Here is a 21,197-nt window from a genome sequence, read left to right on the forward strand (position 1 = left end):
TCACGCACCTCCATGGCTACGGCCGCGACGCCGCAGGTTGTCGATCAGCAGATTCATGCCGATGGTCAGCGTCGCAATGGCGACCGCCGGCATCAATACGGCCGGTGCGCCCTCGGACAAACCGCCGATGTTCTCGCGCACGAGCGACCCCCAATCGGCATTCGGCGGCTGCACACCCAGGCCGAGAAAACTCAGTCCGCTCAGCAGCAGCACGATGAACACGAAGCGCAAACCGAAATCGGTGAGCATCGGATAGATCATGTTCGGCAGCACTTCCACCCGCGCGATATAGAAGATGCCTTCGCCGCGCGCTCTCGCCACCTGAACGTATTCGAGACCCATCAGGTTCACCGCGAGCGAGCGCGAAATGCGGAATGCACCGGGGATATAGGCCAGCGCGGCAACGGTCGTCAGCATCGTGATCGACGAGCCGAACGCGGCGATCACGACGAGCGCGAGCACCTTGCTCGGAATCGAAATCAGCGCGTCGAACAGGCGGCTCAGGATTTCGTCGACCCAGCGCCCCGATACCGCGGCAAGCAAACCGAAGAACGTGCCGATCACACTCGCGAGTATCGCCGCGGCCAGCGCGAGGCCGACCGTATAGCGCGCACCATAGAGAATCCGGCTCAGCATGTCACGGCCAAGATAGTCGGTGCCGAGCGGATACGCCGCGCTATAGCTGCCGAAAATCTCCGTCGACGTCAGCGCGCCGCCCTTATACGGCGCGACCAGTGGTCCGATAAACGCGACGATCAGCCAGAACGCCACCATCACGAGGCCAATCAGGCCGAGCACGGAGAAGCGGTGCACCAGCCGTTTGAACACACCCTGCTTCAGTGCCGCCGCTTCGACAACCGGCGGCTCGGCCGTGGGCTCGTCGGCGCCGACGTCGTACAGCTCTGTGCCCGCATGAGGAATATGAGGAACGTGGGGATTGGTAGGTTGGCTCATCATCGACGCAGCCTCGGATTGGATACGATTTGACACAGGTCGGCGATCAGCACCAACGCGAGATACGCCGCGCAGAACACCATCACGCAGCCCTGCACGAGTGGCATGTCGCGATTGGTGACGGCATCTACCATCAGGCTCGCGAGGCCGGGATAGTTGAAGATCGACTCCACGATCACCACGCCGCCGAACAGATAAGACAGGCTCAACGCCACTGCATTGGCAATCGGCCCGATGGTGTTGGGCAACACATGCCGCAGCACCACGCGCGCGGGTGACGCGCCCTTGAGAATCGCCATTTCCACGTACGACGAATTCAACTGATCGAGCACCGCGGCGCGCGTCATCCGTGACATCTGCGCGACGATCACGCAGCACAGGGTCATCACCGGCATCGCGTAGATGCGCAGCAGCGCGCCAAACGAATGCACCTCCGAGAGATACGACAGCGCGGGCAGCCAGCGCAGCTTGACGGCGAAGATCAATACGGCAATCGTGGCGATCAGAAATTCCGGCACAGCCACCGTCGAGAGCGTGAGCACGTTGAGCGTGCGGTCGAGCAGCGAGCCGCGAAACATCGCCGACGAAATACCGATCACCAGCGCGAGCGGCACCGAGACCAGCGCCGTCAAACCGGCCAGCACCAGCGAATTCGGCAGGCGCGTGGCGATCAGCTCACTGACCGGCAGATTGTTCGACAGCGAGGTGCCGAAGTTGCCGCTGACCACATGAATGAGCCACTCGAAGTAGCGTTGCAGCGCCGGCTGATCGAGACCGAACTGATGCCGCAAGGCCGCGACGGCTTCCGGGGTCGCCGCCTGGCCGAGCGCCTGCTGGGCGGCATCGCCGGGAAGCAGCCCGGTAATGGCGAACACGACCGCCGAAACCAGCAGCAGCGTAAGCAGTGCGAGGCCAAGGCGCGCGGCAATGAGTCGTTGCGCGTGTGCTTTCATCGAAAGTCGCCTCCTATCCGAGGTTGAAGCCGCACGCCGCGGGAAAGCGGCGCACGTATTGCCTGTGTTGCCGGGTGTGACTTGTTACGGCCAACCGGACGGACCCGCTTCAGGCTTCCAGCCAGACGTTTTCCGCGAACATGAAGCCCATCAGACCGGCCAGCGGAATCGAGCCAAGACCCTTGAGCTTCGACGTATAGGCATCGATCGAGCTCTGGAACAGCGGAATGCCGACGCCACCCGTTTCATGCACCAGCACCTGCATATCGCCGTAGATCTTCTTGCGCTTCGCGTCGTCCGGTTCACCGCGCGCCGCAAGCAGCATCTGGTCGAACTTCGGGCTCTTCCAGTTCGCTTCGTTCCACGGTGCGTCCGACTTGAAGAATTGCGTGAAGATCACATCGGCGCTGGGGCGCGCGTTGACATTGCCGAAACCCAGCGGATGCTTCATCCAATGATTGGACCAATAGCCGTCGGCCGGCACGCGCGAGACCTGCAGATTCAGACCGGCTTGCGGCGCCACCTGTTGCAGGAACATCGCCATTTCAACCGATCCTTCCGCCGCCGGCGACGCAAAGATCTGGATCGGCGCGCTGCCGACTTTGGCCTTCTGGAAATGGAACTTCGCCTTGTCCGGATCGAACGCCCGCTGCGGCAAACCGGCCAGGTAGTACTTGTTGGTCGGATCGATCGGCTGATCGTTGCCGATCGTCCCGTAACCCTGGAAGATCGCCCGGCGCATCTGCTCGCGATCCTGCAGATACATCATGCCTCGCCGAAAATCGTCGTTGCCGGTGATGCCGCCTTCGTCACGCACGACCAGATCGGTGTACTGGCCCGTCTTCGTTTCGAGCACGCCGAAACCACCGGCACTCTTGATCTGTGCGGTCGAACGCGGGCTCACCGAGTTGATCAGTTGCACGTCGCCGGAGAGCAGCGCGTTGACGCGCGCGGATTCGTCGCCAATGCCGATCAGTTCGACTTCGTCGAGGTGCGGCAGGCCCGGCTTCCAGTAATTCGCGTTCTTCACCCCGACAGTGCGCACGCCCGGCGAGAATTCCTTGACCTTGAACGGACCGGTGCCGATCGCCGTTTTGAAGTCTTTGGTGCCGTCCTTGATGATCTGGAAATGCGAGGTGGCGAGAATCACCGGCAGGTCGGCGTTCGGGCCTTCGAGCGTGATCGTTACTTCATTCGGTCCGCTCGCCTTCACTTCCTTGATCTGATCGGCAAGTGTTTTCGCTTTCGATGCGGTCGCCGGGTCCTTGTGGCGCATGATCGAATACACGACGTCCGCCGGCCCGAACGGCTTGCCGTCGTGGAACTGCACGCCCGTGCGCAACTTGACGACCCACACCGTCGCGTCCTTCGTATCGAGCGAGGTGGCAAGCGCCATCTTCGCGCCGAGATGCGAGTCGAGTTCGGTCAGGCAGTTGTAGAACATAAAGCCGCGCACGTAATCCGTGCCGAGCGCGCCCTTGGCCGGATCGAGCGTGTCGGCGGCGGAAGCGGATTGCGTCGCCACCCGGATCTTGCCGCCCTGCTTCGGCTTCGCCTGCGCGAAGGCCGCACCGCTCGCGCTCAACAGGCCGGCGCCCGTCACCGACATCATCCCGGCCGCCGCCATCGCGCGCAGCACGCCGCGCCGCGACGTGCCTTTTGACGTCAAGCGCTCCAACTCGGCGCCGAGTTGAAGAGCGTCATGTTGCGAGGTTTCCTTATTCATCGAACTTCTCCGCGAGGGTGACAGGGATAGCTGCGTGGTTTTTTAGTGGCAAGTACAACAAGGAAGAATCAATAGAAAATGTCTTTGATGCGGTAGTACGTCCCCACCAGCGGCAGGAACCAGGGTTTGCCGGTATGGCCTGGAATCGCCGGCCAATCCGGCTCGCGCCAGGGATTGCGCTCTTCGTGGCCGTCCATCACGTCGGCCATCACCTGGCCCATATGCGTCGACATCTGCGTGCCGTGGCCGCTGTAGCCCAGCGAGAAATAGATGCCGTCGTGCTGCCCGGCATGGGGCAGACGGTCGGCGGTCATATCCACGAGTCCGCCCCAGCAGTAGTCGATGCGGGCTTTCGCCAGCATCGGGAACATCGCGGCCAGCCCCTGCTGCAGGATCCTGCCGCTCTTCGCGTCCGACGGCCGCTCGGACGCCGTAAAGCGCGCCCGGCCGCCGAACAGCAGGCGCGAATCCGGCGTCACGCGGAAGTAGTTATGCATCAGGCGCGTGGTCGTATAAGCACGGCGGTTCGGAAACACCTGCGTCAGCAACGCCGGCGACAGCGGCTCCGTCACGACAATGAACGAGCCCACCGGCGCAAGCCGTCGCCGATACCAGCCGAATGGCCCATGCCGCGACGGCCCGGTGGCAATCAGCACCTGCTTCGCGCGCACTTCGCCACGCGCGGTGGTGACCTTGAAGCCGCTGCCGTCCTTCGCAATCGCGCTGACCGCCGCGTTTTCATAAAGCTTCGCGCCACGACGAACCGCGGCTTCGGCGAGTCCAACCGTGAACTTGCCCATATGCATCTGGCCGCCATGGCGTTGCAGCAGCCCGCCATAAAAACTGTCCGACTGGATTTCGCTGTGAATCCGCTCACGGCCGATTAGTTCGATATCCGTATCGACTTCGCGCCGGATCAACGCCGCCGTCTTCTCCAGATGCGCGAGGTGATGTGGTTTCGACGCCAGCTTCAGCTTGCCGGTCGCGCTGTAGTCGCAATCGATGCCTTCCTCGCGAACCAGACGCTCGACCGTATCGACCGCATCCGAAAACGCGCGGTAGCAGGCGCTGGCCCGCTCCACACCCAGTTGTGCGACCAGCGCGACGAAGTCCTGCGCGACACCGGTATTGACCTGGCCGCCGTTGCGCCCCGACGCGCCGCCACCGATGCGCCCGGCGTCGAGCACCGTCACCGAGGCACCGCGTTTGCCCAACGCCTGCGCCGCCGACAAGCCGGTGAAGCCGCCACCGATCACGACGACATCGGTCTGGCCCGCGACCGGACCTTCACTCGCCGAAACCAGCGGCGGCGCGGTGTCGAGCCAATAGGAATCGAGCTTCATCCGGTCTGTCCTTGAGATGGGCAATGAGCGAGGCAGTGAACGCGCAAACAACGCTTACCGTTACAGGCCGAGTTCCGCGGCCAGATGCGGGATGTCGTTGACTTCGTAGTACTGGTAGTACGGCGTGGACGGTTCGTGGCCGCGCTTGACGAAGGCCTTGTGCTTGATACCCATGTCGTGCGCGGTCATCAGGTCGTAGCGCAGGCTCGACGACACATGCAGCACGTCTTCCGGATTGCAGTTCAACTGGTCGAACATGTATTCGAAGCCCTGCATGCGCGGCTTGTACGACTGCGCCTGCTCGGCCGTGAAGACCGCATGAAACGGCGCGCCGAGCTTGTCGACGTTGCTCTGGATCTGGTTGTTCGACGCGTTCGAGAGAATCACCAGCTTGTACTTCTTCGCCAGACGCGAGACACCTTCCGGCACGTCCGGATGCGGCCCCCAGGTCGGCACGGCGAGATAGATCTTCTCGGCTTCCTGTTCATCGAACGCGACGTTCATGCGCTTGCAGGCGCGGCGCAGCGCGTTGACCACCACGTCGCGATACGGCTTCCATGCACCCAGCACTTCGTCGCGGCGATAGCCCGCGTAGAACGCCACGAGCTTTTCCAGGTCGTCGGCGTTCAGCAGGTGACCGAACATTTCGCGAGTCATGTCGGCCATGCGGAATTTCGTGAGCGTGCCGTAGCAGTCGAAGGTGATGTATTTCGGTTCGAATTCGATCATGGTGCAGTCCTGTCGTGGTGGTGAACCCGGGAGCGAGTTCAGTGGCGAAAGAGAAGCTAATTCCTGTTAAAGATTTAATCAGTGCAAAAACACAGATGTTCCTGATTCGAGCGTGGCTGGTGACACAAACCATGCGTTTTGAGGCCGTCGCGCAGCACAGTCTGCGGTGGGCGGGCTGGAAGCCCCGTCCAGTCAGGGCCGCAGGTCGATCAGCACGCTCTTGAAACGCAGGTTTGCCTCGTAGGCCTGGCGGCCCAGGTCCTTGCCGATACCGGAGCGCTTGTAGCCGCCGGTGGGAATCATGAAGTCGGAGGTACGGCCGTAGCGGTTGACCCAGACCGTCCCCGCCTCGAGGCCACGCACGAAGCGCAGCGCCCGGCCGAGGTCGGCGGTATGCACGCCGGCGGCAAGCCCGTAGTCGGGATGCTGGGCGAGCGCGAGCGCTTCTTCTTCGGTGTCGAAGGTCTGCAACGTCAGCACGGGGCCGAAGACTTCTTCGCGCACGGCTTCGGAATGGGCGGTGACGTCCGCGAGCAAAGTCGGGGCATAGAACGCCCCCGCCCCAGCGTCGCTCCGCACGCCGCCGTAACGCAACGTTGCGCCGGCCTCCAGCGTGCGTCCAACGATCCCTTCGATACGCGCCGCCTGTGGCGCGGAGATGATCGGCGACAAGGTGGTGCCGGCGGCCCACGTCGCGCCGGGTCTCAACTCGGCGAAGACCTTGCCGATGCGCTCGGCCAGCGGCTCCGCCAGACTGCGCTCGACCAGCAGCCGCGAACCGGCCACGCACACCTGGCCGGCATTGCCGGTGATCGAGCCGGCGATCCGGCGTGCTACATCGTCCAGACGCGGGGCGTCGGCGAAAACGATCTGCGGACTCTTGCCGCCGAGTTCGAGCGTGACCGGCTTGGTGCCGCTTTGCGCGCAGGCCGCCATGATTGCGGCGCCGGTGCGCGTGGAGCCGGTGAAGGTGACCTTGCTGATCTTCGGATGACGCACCAGTTCGTCGCCGGTGACGCGGCCGTCGCCTTGCACCACGTTGAAGATGCCCGCCGGCACGCCCGCCTGCACAGCCAGTTCGGCAAGCCGCAACACCGAGAACGGCGTCATCTCCGAGGGCTTCAGCACCACGGCGTTACCCGCGGCGAGAGCCGGCGCGATCTTCCACGAAGCCATCACCAGCGGGAAGTTCCATGGCGCAATCGCACCGATCACGCCGTATGGCTCGGCGATCGTCATGCCGAGATGGTCATGGTCCGTTGCCGCCACGTCGCCGCCCAGCTTGTCGGCGAATTCAGCGTAGAAGCGAATGCCTTCGGCGGTGAACGGCACGTCCCAGCCAATCGCCTGAGCAATCGGGCGGGTCGAGCCGAGTGCCTCCAGACGGCCCAGATACGACGCATCGGCTTCGACCAGTTCGGCGAAACGGCGCAGGATCTTCGCGCGCTCACGCGGCGCCATGCGCGCCCAAGCGCTGGTTCTGAATGCCCGCCACGCGTTCTGCACCGCGCGATCCACCATTTCGGCGTCGGCGAGCGGCAGCGAAGCGTAGGCCACGCCGTCCGAGGGGCGCACCACCTCGATGCGAGGCTCGCCGCCTTCCACATACTCGCCGCCGATGAAATGTCCGCTGCGAATCGCGACGTCGTCCGGATTGAAGCTGTCCATGAGAAAAGTTTCCTGTGTGACTGGCTGTGGGTTCCGGGCGGTGCGTCTATGGTGTGTCTGAACAACGCCGCCGCCATGACAAAATCGTAGAGCCGTAGACGCGGCATATGTCGCCGACAAAAATGCCCGCGCAGCAGAACACGCTTGTAATGCGTGCCCATACCTGGCGTTTTGCATTGATTCGCGATGCGGCCCTGATGAGTGGCCCGGATAAAAAGATCGTCCTAGTCACGCCACGCGCCGGATGACAAAGTGGCGGCGTAAGCTTTCAGCCATTCAGGGAGTGCGGCGTGTCCGATTCGAATACCAGTTCGATTACCTATCGACCTTTCACCCAGGACCACATTGCCGCCGCGCACGCGCTGACGGTCGAGCTCAAATGGCCGCATCGTGCGGACGACTGGCGTTTCGTCGCGCAACTGGGCGTGGGTTTCGTCGCGGAAGACGCGAACGGCGTGATCGGCACGGCCTTGTGCTGGAAATACGGCGCCGACCGGGCCTCGCTCGGCATGGTGATCGTGTCCCCCGAACAGCAAGGGCGCGGCATCGGCAGAAAGCTGATGGAACTGGTGCTGGAGGAACTCGGCGGCCGGATCACGTTTCTGCACGCTACACCGGCGGGCCAGCCTTTGTACGAGAAGCTCGGCTTTCGCGCGGTCGGCACGCTCGACCAGCATCAGGGCGCGGCATTCCAGCCGCCGCTGGTTTCCTTGCCGCCGGGGGAGCGCCTGCGCCCGCTCGGCTCGAGCGATACGGCGCGGCTGGTCGAACTGGCGTCGCAGGCAAGCGGCCTCGACCGGGGCGACGTCTTACCCGCACTGCTGAATACCGCCGACGGCATCGCCCTCGATCGCGACGGCGAACTGGTCGGCTTCGCGCTGTTTCGCCGCTTCGGCAAAGGCTTTGCGATTGGACCCGTGGTCGCGCCGGCGTCGGAGGATTCGAGCCGCGCCAAGGCGTTGATCAGCCACTGGCTGGCGCTCAACGAAGGCGTGTTCGTACGCATCGACACGCCAGGCGAGAGCGGGCTGACCGAATGGCTGACACAGTTGGGGATTCCGCGGGTGGATACGGTCGTCAAAATGGTTCGGCACGCCACGCCGGCCGATCTTGCAGGGGTGGGCAAAAACAGCCCCTGTCTGCAATACGGCATCATCAATCAGGCGATCTGCTGATCCATCATGGCCTTCCTTTATAAAGCCGACCCGGCGCGTGGCGCGCAATGGGCCAGACTCTTCGCGCAGAAAGCACCGGATCTGCCGTTTCACGTCTGGCCCGATCTCGGCGACCCGGCCGCGATCCGCTACCTTGCCGCCTGGCAACCACCGGACAATCCCACCCTCACCTTCCCGAACCTCGAAATCGTTTTCTCGGTCGGCGCCGGCATCGATCAGTTCGACCTGTCAGGCGTGCCGGCGCATATACCGGTGGTGCGGATGATCGAGCCGGGCATTATTGAAGGGATGGTCGAGTACGTCACACAAGCCGTGCTGACGATTCATCGCGATCTGTTCGACTACGGTTTCCAGCAACAACAGCAAGTCTGGCGTGAACTGCCGCTCAAACCGGCCAGTGAACGCCGCGTTGGCGTGCTGGGGCTCGGCGTGCTGGGCACGGCAGTGCTGGAAAAACTACGGCTATTCGGTTTCGCCTGCGCGGGTTGGAGCCGCTCGCCACGCGAGATCGAAGGCGTTGAGTGCTATGCCGGCGAAGGCGCGCTGGACGGGTTTCTCGCTCGCACCGACATCCTGATCTGCCTGTTGCCGCTGACGCCGGCGACACGCGGCCTGCTCGATGCCGAACTGTTCGCGAAGCTGCCGCGCGGTGCGTCGCTGATTCAAACCGGGCGCGGACCGCATCTGAACCAGCCGGATCTGCTCGCATCGTTGGAGAGCGGTCAGTTGCACAGCGCGATTCTCGACGTCACCGATCCCGAGCCGCTGCCCGCCGGGCATCCGTTGTGGATGCATCCACGGGTACGCATCACACCTCATATCGCCAGCGCAACACGGCCGGAGAGCGCCGTCGACGTGGTGCTCGAGAATCTGCGCCGCCATCGCGAAGGCCTGCCGATGCTCGGTCAGATCGACCGGACCCAAGGGTATTGAACGCGGCGCCGCGGCGCCGAATGAAACGCCCGCCCGGCGCGGCTTTTCTGCGTCCGCAGCAGAAAATGCCGCGACCGGGTATCAAAACGCATCGGACGCGCTTTTCAGAGAATTGTTTAGGTGAGCAGGCAATCGTCGTGGGTCAGTAGTATGGAACGGTCAACAGCCCCTTCCGCGACGAGAAACCATCATGCCGATTCAGTCACTCATTGAAGCCGACCGCAAGCATCTGATCCACCCGGTTATCAGCTACCGCGCGCACGAAGCCCGCGGCGTCACCGTCCTCGAGTCCGCCCGCGGTGCGTTCCTGCGCGACGCGGCCGGCAACGAACTGCTCGACGCCTTCTCCGGTCTGTGGTGCGTGAACGTGGGCTACGGCCAGCAAAGCATTGTCGACGCCGCGACCGAGCAGATGAAGAAACTGCCCTACGCGACCAGCTATTTCCATTTCGGCTCGGCCCCGGCAATCGAACTGGCGCAAAAGCTGGTAGAGGTCTCGCCCGCTTCGCTCCAACATGTGTACTTCACACTCGGCGGGTCCGATGCAGTCGATTCGGCCATCCGTTTCATCACGCACTACTTCAACGCAACCGGGCGGCCGGCGAAGAAGCACATCATCGCGCTGCAACGCGGCTACCACGGTTCGTCGACGATGGGCGCGGGGCTCACCGCGCTGTCCGCGTTTCATCGCAATTTCGACCTGCCGTTGCCGAATCAGCATCATCTGCCGTCACCGTATGCCTACCGTAACGATTTCGCCGACGACGCCGCGTTGATCGCCGCTTCGGTGGATGCGCTCGAAGCGAAAGTGGCCGAGCTCGGCGCGGACAACGTCGCAGCCTTCTTCTGCGAACCGATCCAGGGCTCGGGCGGCGTGATCGTGCCGCCAGTCGGCTGGCTGAAAGCGATGCGCGACAGTTGCCGTAAGCTTGGCATTCTGTTCGTCGCCGATGAGGTCATTACCGGTTTCGGCCGTACGGGTCCGCTATTCGCCTGCCAGGGTGAAAACGTCGAGCCGGATCTGATGACCGTGGCGAAAGGCCTGACCGCCGGTTATGCGCCGATGGGCGCCGTGCTGATGTCCGACGAAATCTATCAAGGCATCGCGGACGGCGACGCCGCAGCGGTTGTCGGCCATGGTCATACGTACTCGGCGCATCCGGTCAGCGCCGCAATCGGTCTCGAAGTGCTGCGCCTCTATCACGAGGGCGGCCTGCTCGCGAACGGCGTCGCCCGTGGCCCGCGCTTCGCAGGCGGCCTCGACGCGCTGCTCGCGCATCCGCTGGTGGGCGACTCGCGCCATCGCGGCCTGCTCGGTGCACTCGAACTGGTGTCGGACAAAGATAGCAAGGCAGGTTTCGACCCGTCGCTGAAACTGTCGGACCGGATCGCCGCCGCGGCGTATGAAAACCGCCTGATTTTCCGCGCGTTCGGCGACAACATTCTCGGCTTTGCGCCGGCGCTGTCGTACACCGAGGCAGAGTTCGATCTGATGTTCGAGCGCCTCGAAAAGACCCTCGACGACGTTCTCGCGCAAGCCGAGGTCCGGGCCGCGTTGAACGTCAAAATTCATGCCACTGCGTGCTAGAGTAGAGGACTCTTCGAGACCCTTTCACCCTTCGCCGGAGCGACACCGTTACGATGAGCAGCGACAGCAAGCTGGACCGGATTGACCTGCGCATACTTTCCCAGTTGCAAAAGAAAGGCCGCATAACCAACGTCGAGCTTGCCGACGCGGTTGGCCTTTCGCCCAGTCCTTGCCTGATCCGGGTCAAGCGTCTGGAGAAAGCCGGCTACATCATCGGATACGGTGCGCAGATCCAGCTCGAAAAGCTCGGCGACGTGCAGATCGTGTTTACCGAGGTCACGCTCGCCGATCATCGGCGGGAAGATTTCATCAAGTTCGTGAATGCGATCAAGGACGTCGACGAGATCGTCGAGTGTCATCTGGCGAGCGGCGGCTATGACTATCTGCTGAAGTTCGTCACGCGCAGCGTGAGCCACTATCAGAGCATCGTCGAGGGTCTGCTGGAGCGCGATATCGGCATCGAAAAGTACTTCAGCTACGTCATCATCAAATCGCCGTTCGTGAAGAGCCACTACCCGCTCGAAACGTTGTTCTCGCAGAACCACAACTAATGCAACGGCCCGGCACGAATTCGCGGCCGGCGCCCGTTACGGATAGTCGCTAAAGCGCGAGGCCGGATCGCTTTCCGTGGTCGCCGGCGTATAACCCGGCACATTCGCGCGAAACTGATTGAGCAGGCCGTTGTCGACCTGCGAAAAACCCTTGAGCTGGAGTTGCATCAGCACACGAGTACCGGTGCTGGGCACCGTGGTCGAGGTCGCGTTGGTGTACTTCTCGAACGCCACGCCGAGCGACCAGCAATCGGTATCGTATTGAAGTCCCAGCAAGCCTGCGATCAACCGATGCGCGCTCATGTCGTAATTCACCCGCGCAACGCTGACAACGTTGTGCAACAGCGGCCATTGCTCGGACACGATGAACTGATTGACCGGTTGATAGTCGAGCGTGCTATTGGCGCGCGTATAGCGATACGCAACATTCAATACCTGCCGTGCAGCAGGCGACCAGCCAAACCCGGCTTCCGCGTTCGTGAGGTAGTGGTTGGCCTGGCTGTACTCCACCGCCTGCTCCGCTGAGAAACCCTGGCCCAACTTGTACGAAGCGCCGGCAATCACACTGGTGCGAGCAACCGTGCCAATGGGATCGCCAACGTTGAGGGTCACCTGCGGCGTGCGAAAATCGTACTGCTCCGCCAGAACGAAACGGGCTCGCTCATCGCCGCTCGAAGGATCGATGAAGCGCGTGGTCAGGGCGCCCGTGAGGCGGTTGGCATCGGACACCCGGTCATTGCCGACGAAGCTATTCGGCATGAACAGTTCCGCCAGCCCGAAGTCGGCCGTCGCCGTATCGAACAACGGGGCGAACGACTGGTTGCGGTACGGTGTGTACACATAGAACAGCCGCGGTTCGAGCGTCTGGATATACGACTGCCCGAAAAGCCGCACACTGCGTTCGAAGCGCATTCCCGAATCGAGACTGAGGGTCGGCACGTTGATGTCGAACGTCTTCGGCTGTCCGGCAGGCGCGTTCGATCCGATCGTGGTCAGGTCATACGCGGCGAAATGCCAGGCGAGCTTGGGCGTGATGAACCAGCCGGGATGTTCGATCGGATAGCTAACGTAAGGGTTGAAGACAAAGCGGCTGCCTTGCGTCGCATCAGCCGTCGAAATCGTGAAGCGCGTCGCATCCGCTTCCGCGCCGAAGTCGAAGCCGCCCACGTTATAGCGCGCGTAATTGACATTGAGTTGCGGTTCGCGGTTATAGGTCGAGTCGCTGGTAAAGGCCTGCCAACGTTGTTCGCGAGCCAGCACGCTCCATGGCCCGTTTGAGTAGGTCAAACCCGCTTCCTGCTGATACAGCGTGGTGGAACCCGTCGGAAACGCGACACCCGACGCAAGATCGGTCACCACCGTCGAGTCCGAAACCCGGTTGTAGTTGACGTACGCGCCAAAGCCCGAACCGAGCTTCCACGTCTGATTCACCGCAATCGAGTAACGGTCGGTGTTGGTGATCGCATCGTGCGGCAGCCACGCAACTGAAATCGACCCCGAATCGTTCGGCTGCAGATAGCGATAGTCTGCCGTCAACATCTCGCCCCGTTTCGACATGATGCGAGGCGTCAGGGTTAAATCGTAGTTCGGCGCGAGGTTGAAGTAATACGGCAACGCGACGTCGACGCCATTGGTCGAACTGATCGAGAACGTGGGCGGCAGAAAGCCGCTGCGCCGCGCGCCGGACAACGGAAACGATAACCACGGACTCGCCAGCAGCGGCACCCCTTGAAAAAACAGCACGCCGTTGTGCGCGATTCCTTCGTCGTTGCCGGTATCCATGTCGAACTCGGAGGCCTTCAGATACCACGCCGGGTCCGACTCGCATTGGCACGTGCTGTATGTACCGTGATGAACCACCGTGCGCTCGTTATCGACCAGATCCGCGCGCTGGGCACTGCCCCACCCGCCCGTCAGATAAAACCGGTACTTAGGCACGCTGATCGTGCCTTCATTCGCGTCGACGTAGAAATGCGCGTCCGGACCATTGAACACATTGCCGTCGTTGACCAGTTGCACGTGCCCATATGCATCGGCTTTGTCGGTATCGACGTCGTAGTGCAGCGCATCGCCTTTGACGATCGACGCGTAGCGCCGCAATTGCGCGTTACCTTTCAGCGAAACGTCCATGCCGGTCGTGGTCGTCATCGAATCGGCCATGGCTGAAGTAGCGGGCCTGGCGCCCGCGAGCAACGGATGTTCCGTCAGTTGCGGATCGAGCCGCAGGCCCCAGACGCCATCGAGCGATTCCGGAATCGCCGATGCGCCGGCCAGTTGCGCATAGCCGACAAGCGGCACGCATCCAGCCGCACCCAGCATGAACGAAACGAGAGGCCTTAAACGTAGGCATCGAAATACACCGCGTAGTATCAAAACAGGTAAGGGTAGGAAAGGATGACAGACGCATCAAGGAGAGCAGAAGCCCTGACCTGCGCCAGGATGAACCACGGCGAGTGCGCGCGGCGCTATTGGAGCGTGACGTCGTGAGAGCGGGCCCCTACCTCACCCGCCGCGCTTGCCGCGCTCGCCGCGTTCGCAGCACCACCCAGCGCTTGCAGAAGATGCGGAATCTGCTCGGCGGGCAAGGAAAACGAAAGCCCTGCGCTACCGGATAAACGGAACCGGATCACCACCATTTCCATACCGTGCAATCTGCCGACTTCCCAGCCCTGGCAGTGCAGCGCGAACCCCATCTCCTGATTGTTATGAATCACGCGGTCGGCATGCTCGATCGCATTCGGAAGCGCCACCAGCAGGTCATTGAGCACCGAGCGGTGAAGCGCCGCGGTAGGTTGATTGCCGTGTATCAGCAGATACTGCCCATCAGCGGTGAGCTGCATGTCGCTGATCGAATTCAGCACGAAGGTCGACGGATCAGACACGGCGTGCGCCCTCCTGGGTCTGCGTGCTGCTGGCAGGGTTCACGGGCCGCCGCCGCGCTGTACTCACCGTGCTGCCGGGCACGTCGCGCAGCATGCGCTTCGACGCCATGGCCAAACGTGCCGAGAAGATCGGCGAAGAGCTGACGCGCAGGACAGCCGCAAGAACCGCCGGGGAAAGAAATTCGATCATGACCCGTTCTCCAAATGGTGCTACGCAGGTAGCGGAAGCCGACCATTTGACGATAGCAGCGCAAGAACCGCGTCAGGTTACGGGCGCACTACGCTTCCTTCGGATCTGTAACGCATTATTTCCACCCTCCCGCTGTAATCCGCGCCAGCCTGAGCAAGCGGCGCAATACACACGTTAGCAACCCTAATGGGCGGAAAGTTTTCGGTAACAGAGAGCGGGGAAACACGCTCCTATACTTCGCGCTTTCCAGAGCCACGGAACCTCGTTTCGAATGCATCGCTCGCTGTCGAGCGTTCTTGTTTGCGCCTCGCGCGCTGCATCAGGACAGAACCCCAAGATGAATCTTCAAGCTTTAACGAGGCGTATCGCGAGCGCGCTCCCGCTCGCCGGCATCACGCTGACAGCCGCGCCGGCTCACGCGGACCAACCTTTCATCGTGCAGGACATCCGGATCGAGGGACTCAAACGCATCGAGCCCGGCACCCTGTTCGCCTATCTGCCCATCAAGCAAGGCAGCACGTTTAACGACGACAAGGCTTCGGAAGCCATTCGCGCGCTCTATGCCACAGGCTTCTTCAACGACGTCAGGATCTCGGCTGAAGGCGCAACCGTCATCGTTCAGGTTCAGGAACGCCCGGCGGTAGGCACGATCGATTTCGCCGGCATTCACGAGTTCGATAAGGACAACCTGACCAAGGCACTCAATTCGGTCGGGCTCTCGCAGGGCCGCTATTACGATAAAGCGCTGGTCGACAAGGCCGAGCAGGAACTGAAGCGCCAGTACCTGACGCGCGGCTATTACGCCGCCGAAGTCACCACCACGATCACGCCGATCGATCGCAACCGGGTAGCCATATTGTTCTCGGTCGCGGAAGGTCCGAGCGCGAAGATTCGTCAGATCAACTTTATCGGCAATCAGGTATTCAGCACGGACACCTTACGCAACGAAATGCAGATGTCCACACCGAACTGGTTCTCGTGGTACACGAAAAACGACCTGTACGCGAAAGACAAGCTCACCGGCGATCTGGAGCATATTCGCTCGTATTACCTGAATCGCGGCTATCTGGAATTCAATATCGAGTCGACCCAGGTGTCGCTTACGCCGGACAAGAAGGAGATGTATCTCACGGTCACGCTGCATGAAGGCGAGCCGTATACGGTTTCGTCGATCAAGCTCGCGGGCAACCTGCTGGATCGCGAAGCAGAGCTGGCGAAACTGGTGAGCGTCAAACCGGGTGAGCGTTTCTCCGCGGAAAAGCTTCAGGCCACCACCAAAGCCGTCGTCGATAAACTTGGCGAATATGGCTATGCATTCGCCACCGTCAACGCGCAGCCGCAGATCGATCAGGAACACCACAAGGTCGACGTGACGCTGCAGGTGGACCCGAGCCGCCGCGTGTACGTGCGCCATATCAACGTGGTTGGCAACACACGCACGCGTGATGAAGTGATACGCCGCGAAATGCGTCAGCTCGAGAGCTCGTGGTTCGATTCGAACCGTCTCGCGCTCTCGAAAGACCGTGTCAACCGTCTCGGCTACTTTACCGATGTCGACGTCACCACGGTGCCGGTAGAAGGCACACCGGACCAGGTCGACATCGACGTCAAGGTAACCGAAAAGCCCACCGGTGCGATTACGCTCGGCGCGGGCTTCTCATCGACGGACAAGGTGGTGCTCTCCGCGGGCGTGTCGCAGGACAACGTATTCGGCTCGGGCACCAGCCTCGCGTTGAACGTGAACACCGCGAAGACCTACCGCACGCTTACGGTGACGCAAACCGATCCCTACTTTACGGTGGACGGTATCAAGCGGATCACCGATGTCTACTACCGCACCACCTATCCCCTTTACAACTTTAACGACACGAGTTTCCGGATTATCACGGTCGGCGCGGATCTGAAATTCGGCATTCCGTTCTCCGAATCCGACACCGTTTACTTCGGCGTCGGGCTTGAACAGAACCGGCTGGATATCGATTCCTCCACGCCTCAAAGCTATAAGGACTACGTGGCTGAATTCGGCCACGTAGTCAACAACGTGCCGCTCACGGTGGGCTGGGCCCGCGACAATCGCGACAGCGCCCTGGTGCCGAGCCGGGGCTATTACCTGCAAGGCAATGGCGAGGTGGGCACGCCGCTTGGCGGTACCCAGTATTACAAGGCGGACGTTCAGGCCCAGTATTACTATTCGTTTGCACGCGGCTTCATTCTCGGCCTGAATCTTCAGGGTGGCTACGGCAACGGCTTTGCCGGAAAAGCCTATCCGATCTTCAAGAATTACTACGCGGGCGGTATCGGCTCGGTACGCGGCTACGAAGCAGGTTCGCTCGGACCGACCGACCAGACGACCGGCGACCCGATCGGCGGCTCACGCATGGTGGTCGCCAATGTCGAGATGACCGTCCCGCTGCCGGGCACTGGCTGGGACAGGACGCTGCGTGTCTTCACTTTTATGGATGCGGGCAACGTCTGGGGCAACGAAGGCAACAGCACGGGCGCCAACGGATTGCGGTACAGCTACGGCGCGGGCCTCGAGTGGATCTCGCCGATCGGCCCACTCAAGCTGTCGCTTGGCTTCCCGGTGGTCAGACACGCCACCGACAAGTACCAGGTATTCCAGTTCCAGATCGGCACCTCGTTCTAGTCAGGGACAACGCCCGCGGTTGCATGAGGACCGCGGGCCGTCCATACGCCATTCAATCGCGCCCAACCGGCCTGAATCGGCTCGCGGCCCCGGTCAACGAACCGCAGCTTCGCCTGCCGGTTCCGTTTTCACAAAGTCTCCTCAATTTCGCCATTGTTGCTCCGACATTGAACCCTATGATCTGCTCATCATCAGGGCGACCGTGTATGGGATCCGCTTCTGAGTTCGATATGTCGTTCCGAAGCAGCGGATGATTGAAATGACTGAACGAGAACATCGCACGAACCGCACGCGTGGATTCCGGTTGGGAGGTAACGCAGATTGATGACTATCAGCCTTCTCGTCGTGGAACCGGATCAAGCGGTCCGCGATCAGCTGCGTTTTCACCTTCACAAGAATCAGATCGCGATTTCAGTGCTCTATAGCGCGGTTCAACTTGTGAGCCGGGTGGAACGGGAATGTCCGTCGGCGATTCTATTGCGGGCCGAGTCGCCGATGACCGAAGCGCGCGAGGCACTCCGCCAGTTGCGTCTGGCGGGCTACGACATGCCGATCTTCGTCCTGAGCAGCTCCGGCGAGATCGTCGACAAAATCGTCGCTTTCGAATTGGGTGCGGACGACTATATCGTCGACCCGATCGATCCGCACGAATTGACCGCGAGAATCAAGCGCGCCGTGCAACGCGCCAACCGCTCGCTTTGCGATGCGCCGGAAATTCGCGAGAAAGTTTCGTTCGGCAGTTACCAGATAGATTTCGCTACGCGCCGCCTGGTGAAGAACGGGTGCGAGATTCCACTGAAATCCGGGGAGTTTGCGCTACTCAAACTGTTCGCCAGCAACCCGATGCGGATCTTGACGCGTTCAATGGTCAACAGCCAGTTGGGCAGAGCGGAGAGCCAGAAGGCGAGTCTCGATGTTGCGGTCTGCCGCCTGCGCGGCGTGATAGAAGCCGATCCGTCCGCCCCCCGGTTCATTCAGACCTTGCGCGGACGAGGCTATATGTTCGTCCCCTCGCCGGAACCGCTACCCTCGCACGGCAGGCGCGACAATGCGAACCACACCGCGCTATTTTCGGCCCTGCGCCACGGCTAGCTTTGTGATCGGCAAGGTCATCGCGGCGTCGATCACGTCGACCAGGTCGATGTCGCCGAAATAATCGTCATACAGGTCACCGGTCGCCGCCAGCAGACCACCGAATCCGTAGTGGAAATCAGCCGGAACAACGGGCCTGAACCCCGAAGCATAGTGGACGCGTGCAGAGCACCCGCCCAGATCATCCGTGTCGGCTGCGGCAGCGTTGCCATTACCACGGGAGAGGGCATTGACGCTCTCCGGGTGCAAACCATGGCGGATCGAAAAGCAGCAGATCGACACCACAGCCAGAACGAGTATGAGAATGCGCATAAACGAAACGCTCAAAGTTTTGTCTTGTGAATCAGACAGCCATAGGACACCGAAGTTTTTTGGCTAAATTACAATCCCTTCCCACTGCACCGACCTGCTGCACTGACCTGCTGCACCAACCGGCTTCCGGCAGCGCGGTCAACAGCGAAGTCAGGCCGCGCTCAACCGCGCCGCAGGCGCACGCGGTTCGCGGGCGTGGTGGGGTCGTCCGTGAGCGTATGACGCTGGCCGTTGCGATGTGCGCGTACACGCTCCCTGATCTCGGCCACGGTCGCGGCGCCTCGCACGGCAATGCAGGAGTACTCGCCGTTGCGGTTGATCCACTCGACAATCCGGCAGCACTCGCCCCACGGTTGCATGAGCGGCGCCGAAACGCGGCAACCGCGTATCTTCACGACGTCTGGTCGCCGTGACGCGCCAGCACCGTTTTCAGCCTTGCCACGGACGCCGGCAGCAGCGGCTGTCTTGCGGCCAGGTTGGAAACCGCGCGGCGCGGCATGGTTCACAGATGAGGACATTTGCATCAGATTGCTCCACTAACGGAACTGACCACCGGACATGGCCTCTGCGTCAGGCCAGCTTAAAAGTGCCGTACCATCATATTCAGACAACACGCAGACACAACGAAGAAAGGATGGAGAAGTTGTGGAGATTCACCGGTAACGGTGGATTGACATGGCATTCATCTAGAATTCAGCCATGCAAAGTGAAACCATCCGAATTCGTCCCGGCCGCCCTTTCGGGACCCTTCTCTCGCGCGTGCGGCAGCAGCAGCGGATCAATATGCGCTTTGGCATCACCTGGAAAATGTTCCTCGCGGTACTGCTCGCATGCCTCACGATTTCCCTGACAATGGGCTACGCCCTGCGCGTGAGCTTTGAAAACGGTTTCCTGCACTATGTCCGGGAGCGCAACGCCGGGCGCATCAAAGCCGTCATGGCGAAGGTCACGAGCGAATACGCCGCCCACGGCAACTGGAATTTCCTGCGGGACCATCCCGACGTGTGGGTCACGCTGCTCGACAGCGCCGCGCACGACGCGCTGCGCGAGGAACTCGCCACGGCGCAGACAGGCAAACTGCCCGGCTGGCGAACCTTCCCCGGGAGCGGCAGCGTTCAGCAACTGCTCGGACCGCTCTCAGGGCCGTCCGAATCGCCGCACTGGGGCATGCGCCTGCCGTCGGCGCCGCCGCCCAATCCGGATATCGCCATGGAGCGTGACCGTGTGTCGGCAAGCGGTGTCGTGAGCGGCGACAATCGTTATGACCGGGCACCGCCTTCGGCCGCCTTGCCGCCTTTGCCCTCGTTGCCGCCGCCCAGCGCCTCGTCGCTGCATGACGGTGGAGCGCGCGACACGCCGCCCGAGGGGCCGCCTGTCACCCTCTACGACGCCAGCCACGAACTGGTGGCAAGCACTGGCCAGTTGCCTCCCCCGGGCAGTGCGATGAGACCGGTTATCTACAGCGGCAAGGTCGTGGGCTGGCTCGCCGTGAACGGGCCCGACACCCTTTCGGACGCGGCCGACATCGCATTCCAGGCGCAGCAGAAGCGCTCGACCTGGCAGATCGCGGGCGTTGCTGTCGTGCTCGCCGCGCTGGTCGCGCTGATACTCGCGCGCATCGTGCTCGCGCCGGTCAAACGCCTGATGAACGCGACCCATCGCCTCGCCGGCGGCGACTATACGACCCGGGTGCCGGCCGGCCGGCGCGACGAGCTTGGCCGGCTGGCCGGCGACTTCAACGTACTGGCCGACTCACTGCAGAAAGCCGAGCGCTCGCGGCGCGATTTCATCGCGGACATTTCACACGAGCTGCGCACGCCGCTCGCGGTGCTGCGTGGCGAACTGGAAGCCATCGAAGACGGCGTGCACGTGTTCAACCGCGATTCGCTCACCTCGCTGCAAACCGAAGTGAACATGCTCAACAAGCTCATCGAAGATCTCTACGAGCTTTCTCTGAGCGACGTCGGCGCACTCAGCTATCGCAAGACGCCGACCCACGTCGGGCAACTGGCGCGGGCTTCGATCGAGGCCATGCGGGAGTCGTTCAAGGCGAAACGAATCGCGCTCGAGCTGACCTGCACACCGGAAATCGCCGACACGACATTCGCGGTCGACCCCGCGCGTTTCGTACAACTGCTGAAAAACCTGCTGCTGAATTCATTGCGTTACACCGATCCCGACGGCCAGGTCCACGTATCGCTTTCGCAAAGCGCCAGCGGTTGGCAACTCGACGTGCAGGACTCGCTGCCCGGTGTACCCGCAGCCGCGCTCGATCATCTGTTCGACCGCTTCTATCGCGTGGACGAATCGCGCAGCCGTCAGAACGGCGGCGCGGGCCTCGGCCTCTCGTTGTGCCATGCGATCGTGACGGCGCACGGAGGTACTATCGGCGCCACGGCCTCGCCGCTCGGCGGCGTCTGGATCACGGCGCGCTTTCCGCCGGAAGGAGACTGA

Annotated in this window: 18 protein-coding genes; 7 read left to right on the forward strand and 11 right to left on the reverse strand. The window is 62.0% G+C overall.

All coding sequences use genetic code 11. From position 1 onward, the window contains the following. The 6 genes from GH665_RS34170 to GH665_RS34195 form a co-directional block, all read right to left on the reverse strand. The gene (locus tag GH665_RS34170) at positions 1-957 is read right to left on the reverse strand and encodes an ABC transporter permease (protein ID WP_153141496.1); all 957 of its coding nucleotides are present in this window, start codon (positions 955-957) and stop codon (positions 1-3) included. Further along, complete coding sequence (locus GH665_RS34175; RefSeq protein ID WP_028193994.1) at positions 954-1,907, reverse strand: ABC transporter permease; 954 nt, start codon at positions 1,905-1,907, stop codon at positions 954-956. The genes GH665_RS34170 and GH665_RS34175 overlap by 4 nt, the downstream gene beginning before the upstream one ends. Positions 1,908-2,016: 109 nt before the next feature. Next, a complete protein-coding gene (locus tag GH665_RS34180) occupies positions 2,017-3,633 on the reverse strand; it encodes an ABC transporter substrate-binding protein (protein WP_153141497.1) in 1,617 nt (538 codons plus the stop codon). A 68-nt stretch (positions 3,634-3,701) separates the two neighbouring features. Next, the gene (locus GH665_RS34185) at positions 3,702-4,976 is read right to left on the reverse strand and encodes an NAD(P)/FAD-dependent oxidoreductase (protein WP_153141498.1); all 1,275 of its coding nucleotides are present in this window, start codon (positions 4,974-4,976) and stop codon (positions 3,702-3,704) included. Positions 4,977-5,036: 60 nt separating this feature from the next. Beyond that, positions 5,037-5,705: a haloacid dehalogenase type II gene (locus GH665_RS34190; RefSeq protein WP_153141499.1), complete on the reverse strand. Its 669-nt coding sequence runs from the start codon at positions 5,703-5,705 to the stop codon at positions 5,037-5,039. A 192-nt stretch (positions 5,706-5,897) separates the two neighbouring features. Further along, a complete protein-coding gene (locus GH665_RS34195; protein ID WP_153141500.1) occupies positions 5,898-7,373 on the reverse strand; it encodes an aldehyde dehydrogenase family protein in 1,476 nt (491 codons plus the stop codon). Positions 7,374-7,663: 290 nt separating this feature from the next. On the opposite strand from GH665_RS34195, the gene GH665_RS34200 reads away from it, so the two are divergent. The 4 genes from GH665_RS34200 (at position 7,664) to GH665_RS34215 (ending at position 11,620) form a co-directional block, all read left to right on the forward strand. Further along, positions 7,664-8,548, forward strand: coding sequence for a GNAT family N-acetyltransferase (locus tag GH665_RS34200; RefSeq protein WP_153141501.1), 885 nt, complete (start codon positions 7,664-7,666; stop codon positions 8,546-8,548). Between the two features lie 6 nt (positions 8,549-8,554). Continuing rightward, positions 8,555-9,481: a 2-hydroxyacid dehydrogenase gene (locus tag GH665_RS34205; protein ID WP_153141502.1), complete on the forward strand. Its 927-nt coding sequence runs from the start codon at positions 8,555-8,557 to the stop codon at positions 9,479-9,481. 190 nt (positions 9,482-9,671) lie between these two features. Next, positions 9,672-11,069, forward strand: a complete 1,398-nt coding sequence (locus GH665_RS34210; RefSeq protein WP_153141503.1) for an aspartate aminotransferase family protein — start codon at positions 9,672-9,674, stop codon at positions 11,067-11,069. Between the two features lie 53 nt (positions 11,070-11,122). Further along, positions 11,123-11,620 carry an Lrp/AsnC family transcriptional regulator gene (locus tag GH665_RS34215; protein WP_120295970.1) on the forward strand — a complete coding sequence of 166 codons (498 nt, stop codon included), beginning with the start codon at positions 11,123-11,125 and terminating at the stop codon, positions 11,618-11,620. Positions 11,621-11,656: 36 nt separating this feature from the next. Here the strand turns inward: GH665_RS34215 and GH665_RS34220 are convergent, their stop codons facing one another. From GH665_RS34220 to GH665_RS34230, 3 genes are all read right to left on the reverse strand, one after another. Further along, a complete protein-coding gene (locus tag GH665_RS34220; protein WP_153141504.1) occupies positions 11,657-13,939 on the reverse strand; it encodes an LPS-assembly protein LptD in 2,283 nt (760 codons plus the stop codon). A 146-nt stretch (positions 13,940-14,085) separates the two neighbouring features. Then, positions 14,086-14,502: a hypothetical protein gene (locus tag GH665_RS34225; RefSeq protein ID WP_153141505.1), complete on the reverse strand. Its 417-nt coding sequence runs from the start codon at positions 14,500-14,502 to the stop codon at positions 14,086-14,088. Continuing rightward, the gene (locus tag GH665_RS34230; protein WP_153141506.1) at positions 14,495-14,692 is read right to left on the reverse strand and encodes a hypothetical protein; all 198 of its coding nucleotides are present in this window, start codon (positions 14,690-14,692) and stop codon (positions 14,495-14,497) included. Before GH665_RS34230 ends, GH665_RS34225 begins: the two co-directional genes overlap by 8 nt. Positions 14,693-15,029: 337 nt before the next feature. Between GH665_RS34230 and bamA the strand changes: the two genes are divergently transcribed. Together bamA and GH665_RS34240 are read left to right on the forward strand one after the other, a co-directional pair. Next, positions 15,030-17,339 (forward strand): outer membrane protein assembly factor BamA, encoded by a 2,310-nt coding sequence (gene bamA / locus GH665_RS34235; protein WP_174771774.1) that lies wholly within the window; start codon positions 15,030-15,032, stop codon positions 17,337-17,339. Between the two features lie 324 nt (positions 17,340-17,663). Beyond that, positions 17,664-18,431, forward strand: a complete 768-nt coding sequence (locus GH665_RS34240) for a winged helix-turn-helix domain-containing protein (protein ID WP_153141507.1) — start codon at positions 17,664-17,666, stop codon at positions 18,429-18,431. Here the strand turns inward: GH665_RS34240 and GH665_RS34245 are convergent. Then, positions 18,405-18,758, reverse strand: a complete 354-nt coding sequence (locus GH665_RS34245; RefSeq protein WP_153141508.1) for a hypothetical protein — start codon at positions 18,756-18,758, stop codon at positions 18,405-18,407. The two genes, GH665_RS34240 and GH665_RS34245, sit on opposite strands and share 27 nt — an antisense overlap. 146 nt (positions 18,759-18,904) lie before the next feature. Then, positions 18,905-19,267, reverse strand: coding sequence for a DUF2866 domain-containing protein (locus GH665_RS39725; RefSeq protein ID WP_425496063.1), 363 nt, complete (start codon positions 19,265-19,267; stop codon positions 18,905-18,907). Between the two features lie 175 nt (positions 19,268-19,442). Here GH665_RS39725 and GH665_RS34255 point away from each other — a divergent pair, with 175 nt between their 5' ends. Further along, positions 19,443-21,197 carry an ATP-binding protein gene (locus GH665_RS34255; protein WP_246216459.1) on the forward strand — a complete coding sequence of 585 codons (1,755 nt, stop codon included), beginning with the start codon at positions 19,443-19,445 and terminating at the stop codon, positions 21,195-21,197.

It is taken from the genome of Paraburkholderia agricolaris (assembly GCF_009455635.1).
Lineage (GTDB): Bacteria > Pseudomonadota > Gammaproteobacteria > Burkholderiales > Burkholderiaceae > Paraburkholderia > Paraburkholderia agricolaris.

What these genes read in the sequence shown, in the direction of transcription:
- GH665_RS34170 (WP_153141496.1), bottom strand. Translation starts at nt 957, where the DNA reads ATGATGAGCCAACCTACCAATCCCCACGTTCCTCATATTCCTCATGCG.
- GH665_RS34215 (WP_120295970.1), top strand. Translation starts at nt 11,123, where the DNA reads ATGAGCAGCGACAGCAAGCTGGACCGGATTGACCTGCGCATACTTTCC.
- GH665_RS34190 (WP_153141499.1), bottom strand. Translation starts at nt 5,705, where the DNA reads ATGATCGAATTCGAACCGAAATACATCACCTTCGACTGCTACGGCACG.
- GH665_RS34185 (WP_153141498.1), bottom strand. Translation starts at nt 4,976, where the DNA reads ATGAAGCTCGATTCCTATTGGCTCGACACCGCGCCGCCGCTGGTTTCG.
- GH665_RS34230 (WP_153141506.1), bottom strand. Translation starts at nt 14,692, where the DNA reads ATGATCGAATTTCTTTCCCCGGCGGTTCTTGCGGCTGTCCTGCGCGTC.
- GH665_RS34240 (WP_153141507.1), top strand. Translation starts at nt 17,664, where the DNA reads ATGACTATCAGCCTTCTCGTCGTGGAACCGGATCAAGCGGTCCGCGAT.
- GH665_RS39725 (WP_425496063.1), bottom strand. Translation starts at nt 19,267, where the DNA reads ATGCAAATGTCCTCATCTGTGAACCATGCCGCGCCGCGCGGTTTCCAA.
- GH665_RS34220 (WP_153141504.1), bottom strand. Translation starts at nt 13,939, where the DNA reads ATGCTGGGTGCGGCTGGATGCGTGCCGCTTGTCGGCTATGCGCAACTG.
- GH665_RS34180 (WP_153141497.1), bottom strand. Translation starts at nt 3,633, where the DNA reads ATGAATAAGGAAACCTCGCAACATGACGCTCTTCAACTCGGCGCCGAG.
- GH665_RS34175 (WP_028193994.1), bottom strand. Translation starts at nt 1,907, where the DNA reads ATGAAAGCACACGCGCAACGACTCATTGCCGCGCGCCTTGGCCTCGCA.
- GH665_RS34205 (WP_153141502.1), top strand. Translation starts at nt 8,555, where the DNA reads ATGGCCTTCCTTTATAAAGCCGACCCGGCGCGTGGCGCGCAATGGGCC.
- GH665_RS34195 (WP_153141500.1), bottom strand. Translation starts at nt 7,373, where the DNA reads ATGGACAGCTTCAATCCGGACGACGTCGCGATTCGCAGCGGACATTTC.
- GH665_RS34255 (WP_246216459.1), top strand. Translation starts at nt 19,443, where the DNA reads ATGCAAAGTGAAACCATCCGAATTCGTCCCGGCCGCCCTTTCGGGACC.
- GH665_RS34210 (WP_153141503.1), top strand. Translation starts at nt 9,672, where the DNA reads ATGCCGATTCAGTCACTCATTGAAGCCGACCGCAAGCATCTGATCCAC.
- bamA (WP_174771774.1), top strand. Translation starts at nt 15,030, where the DNA reads ATGAATCTTCAAGCTTTAACGAGGCGTATCGCGAGCGCGCTCCCGCTC.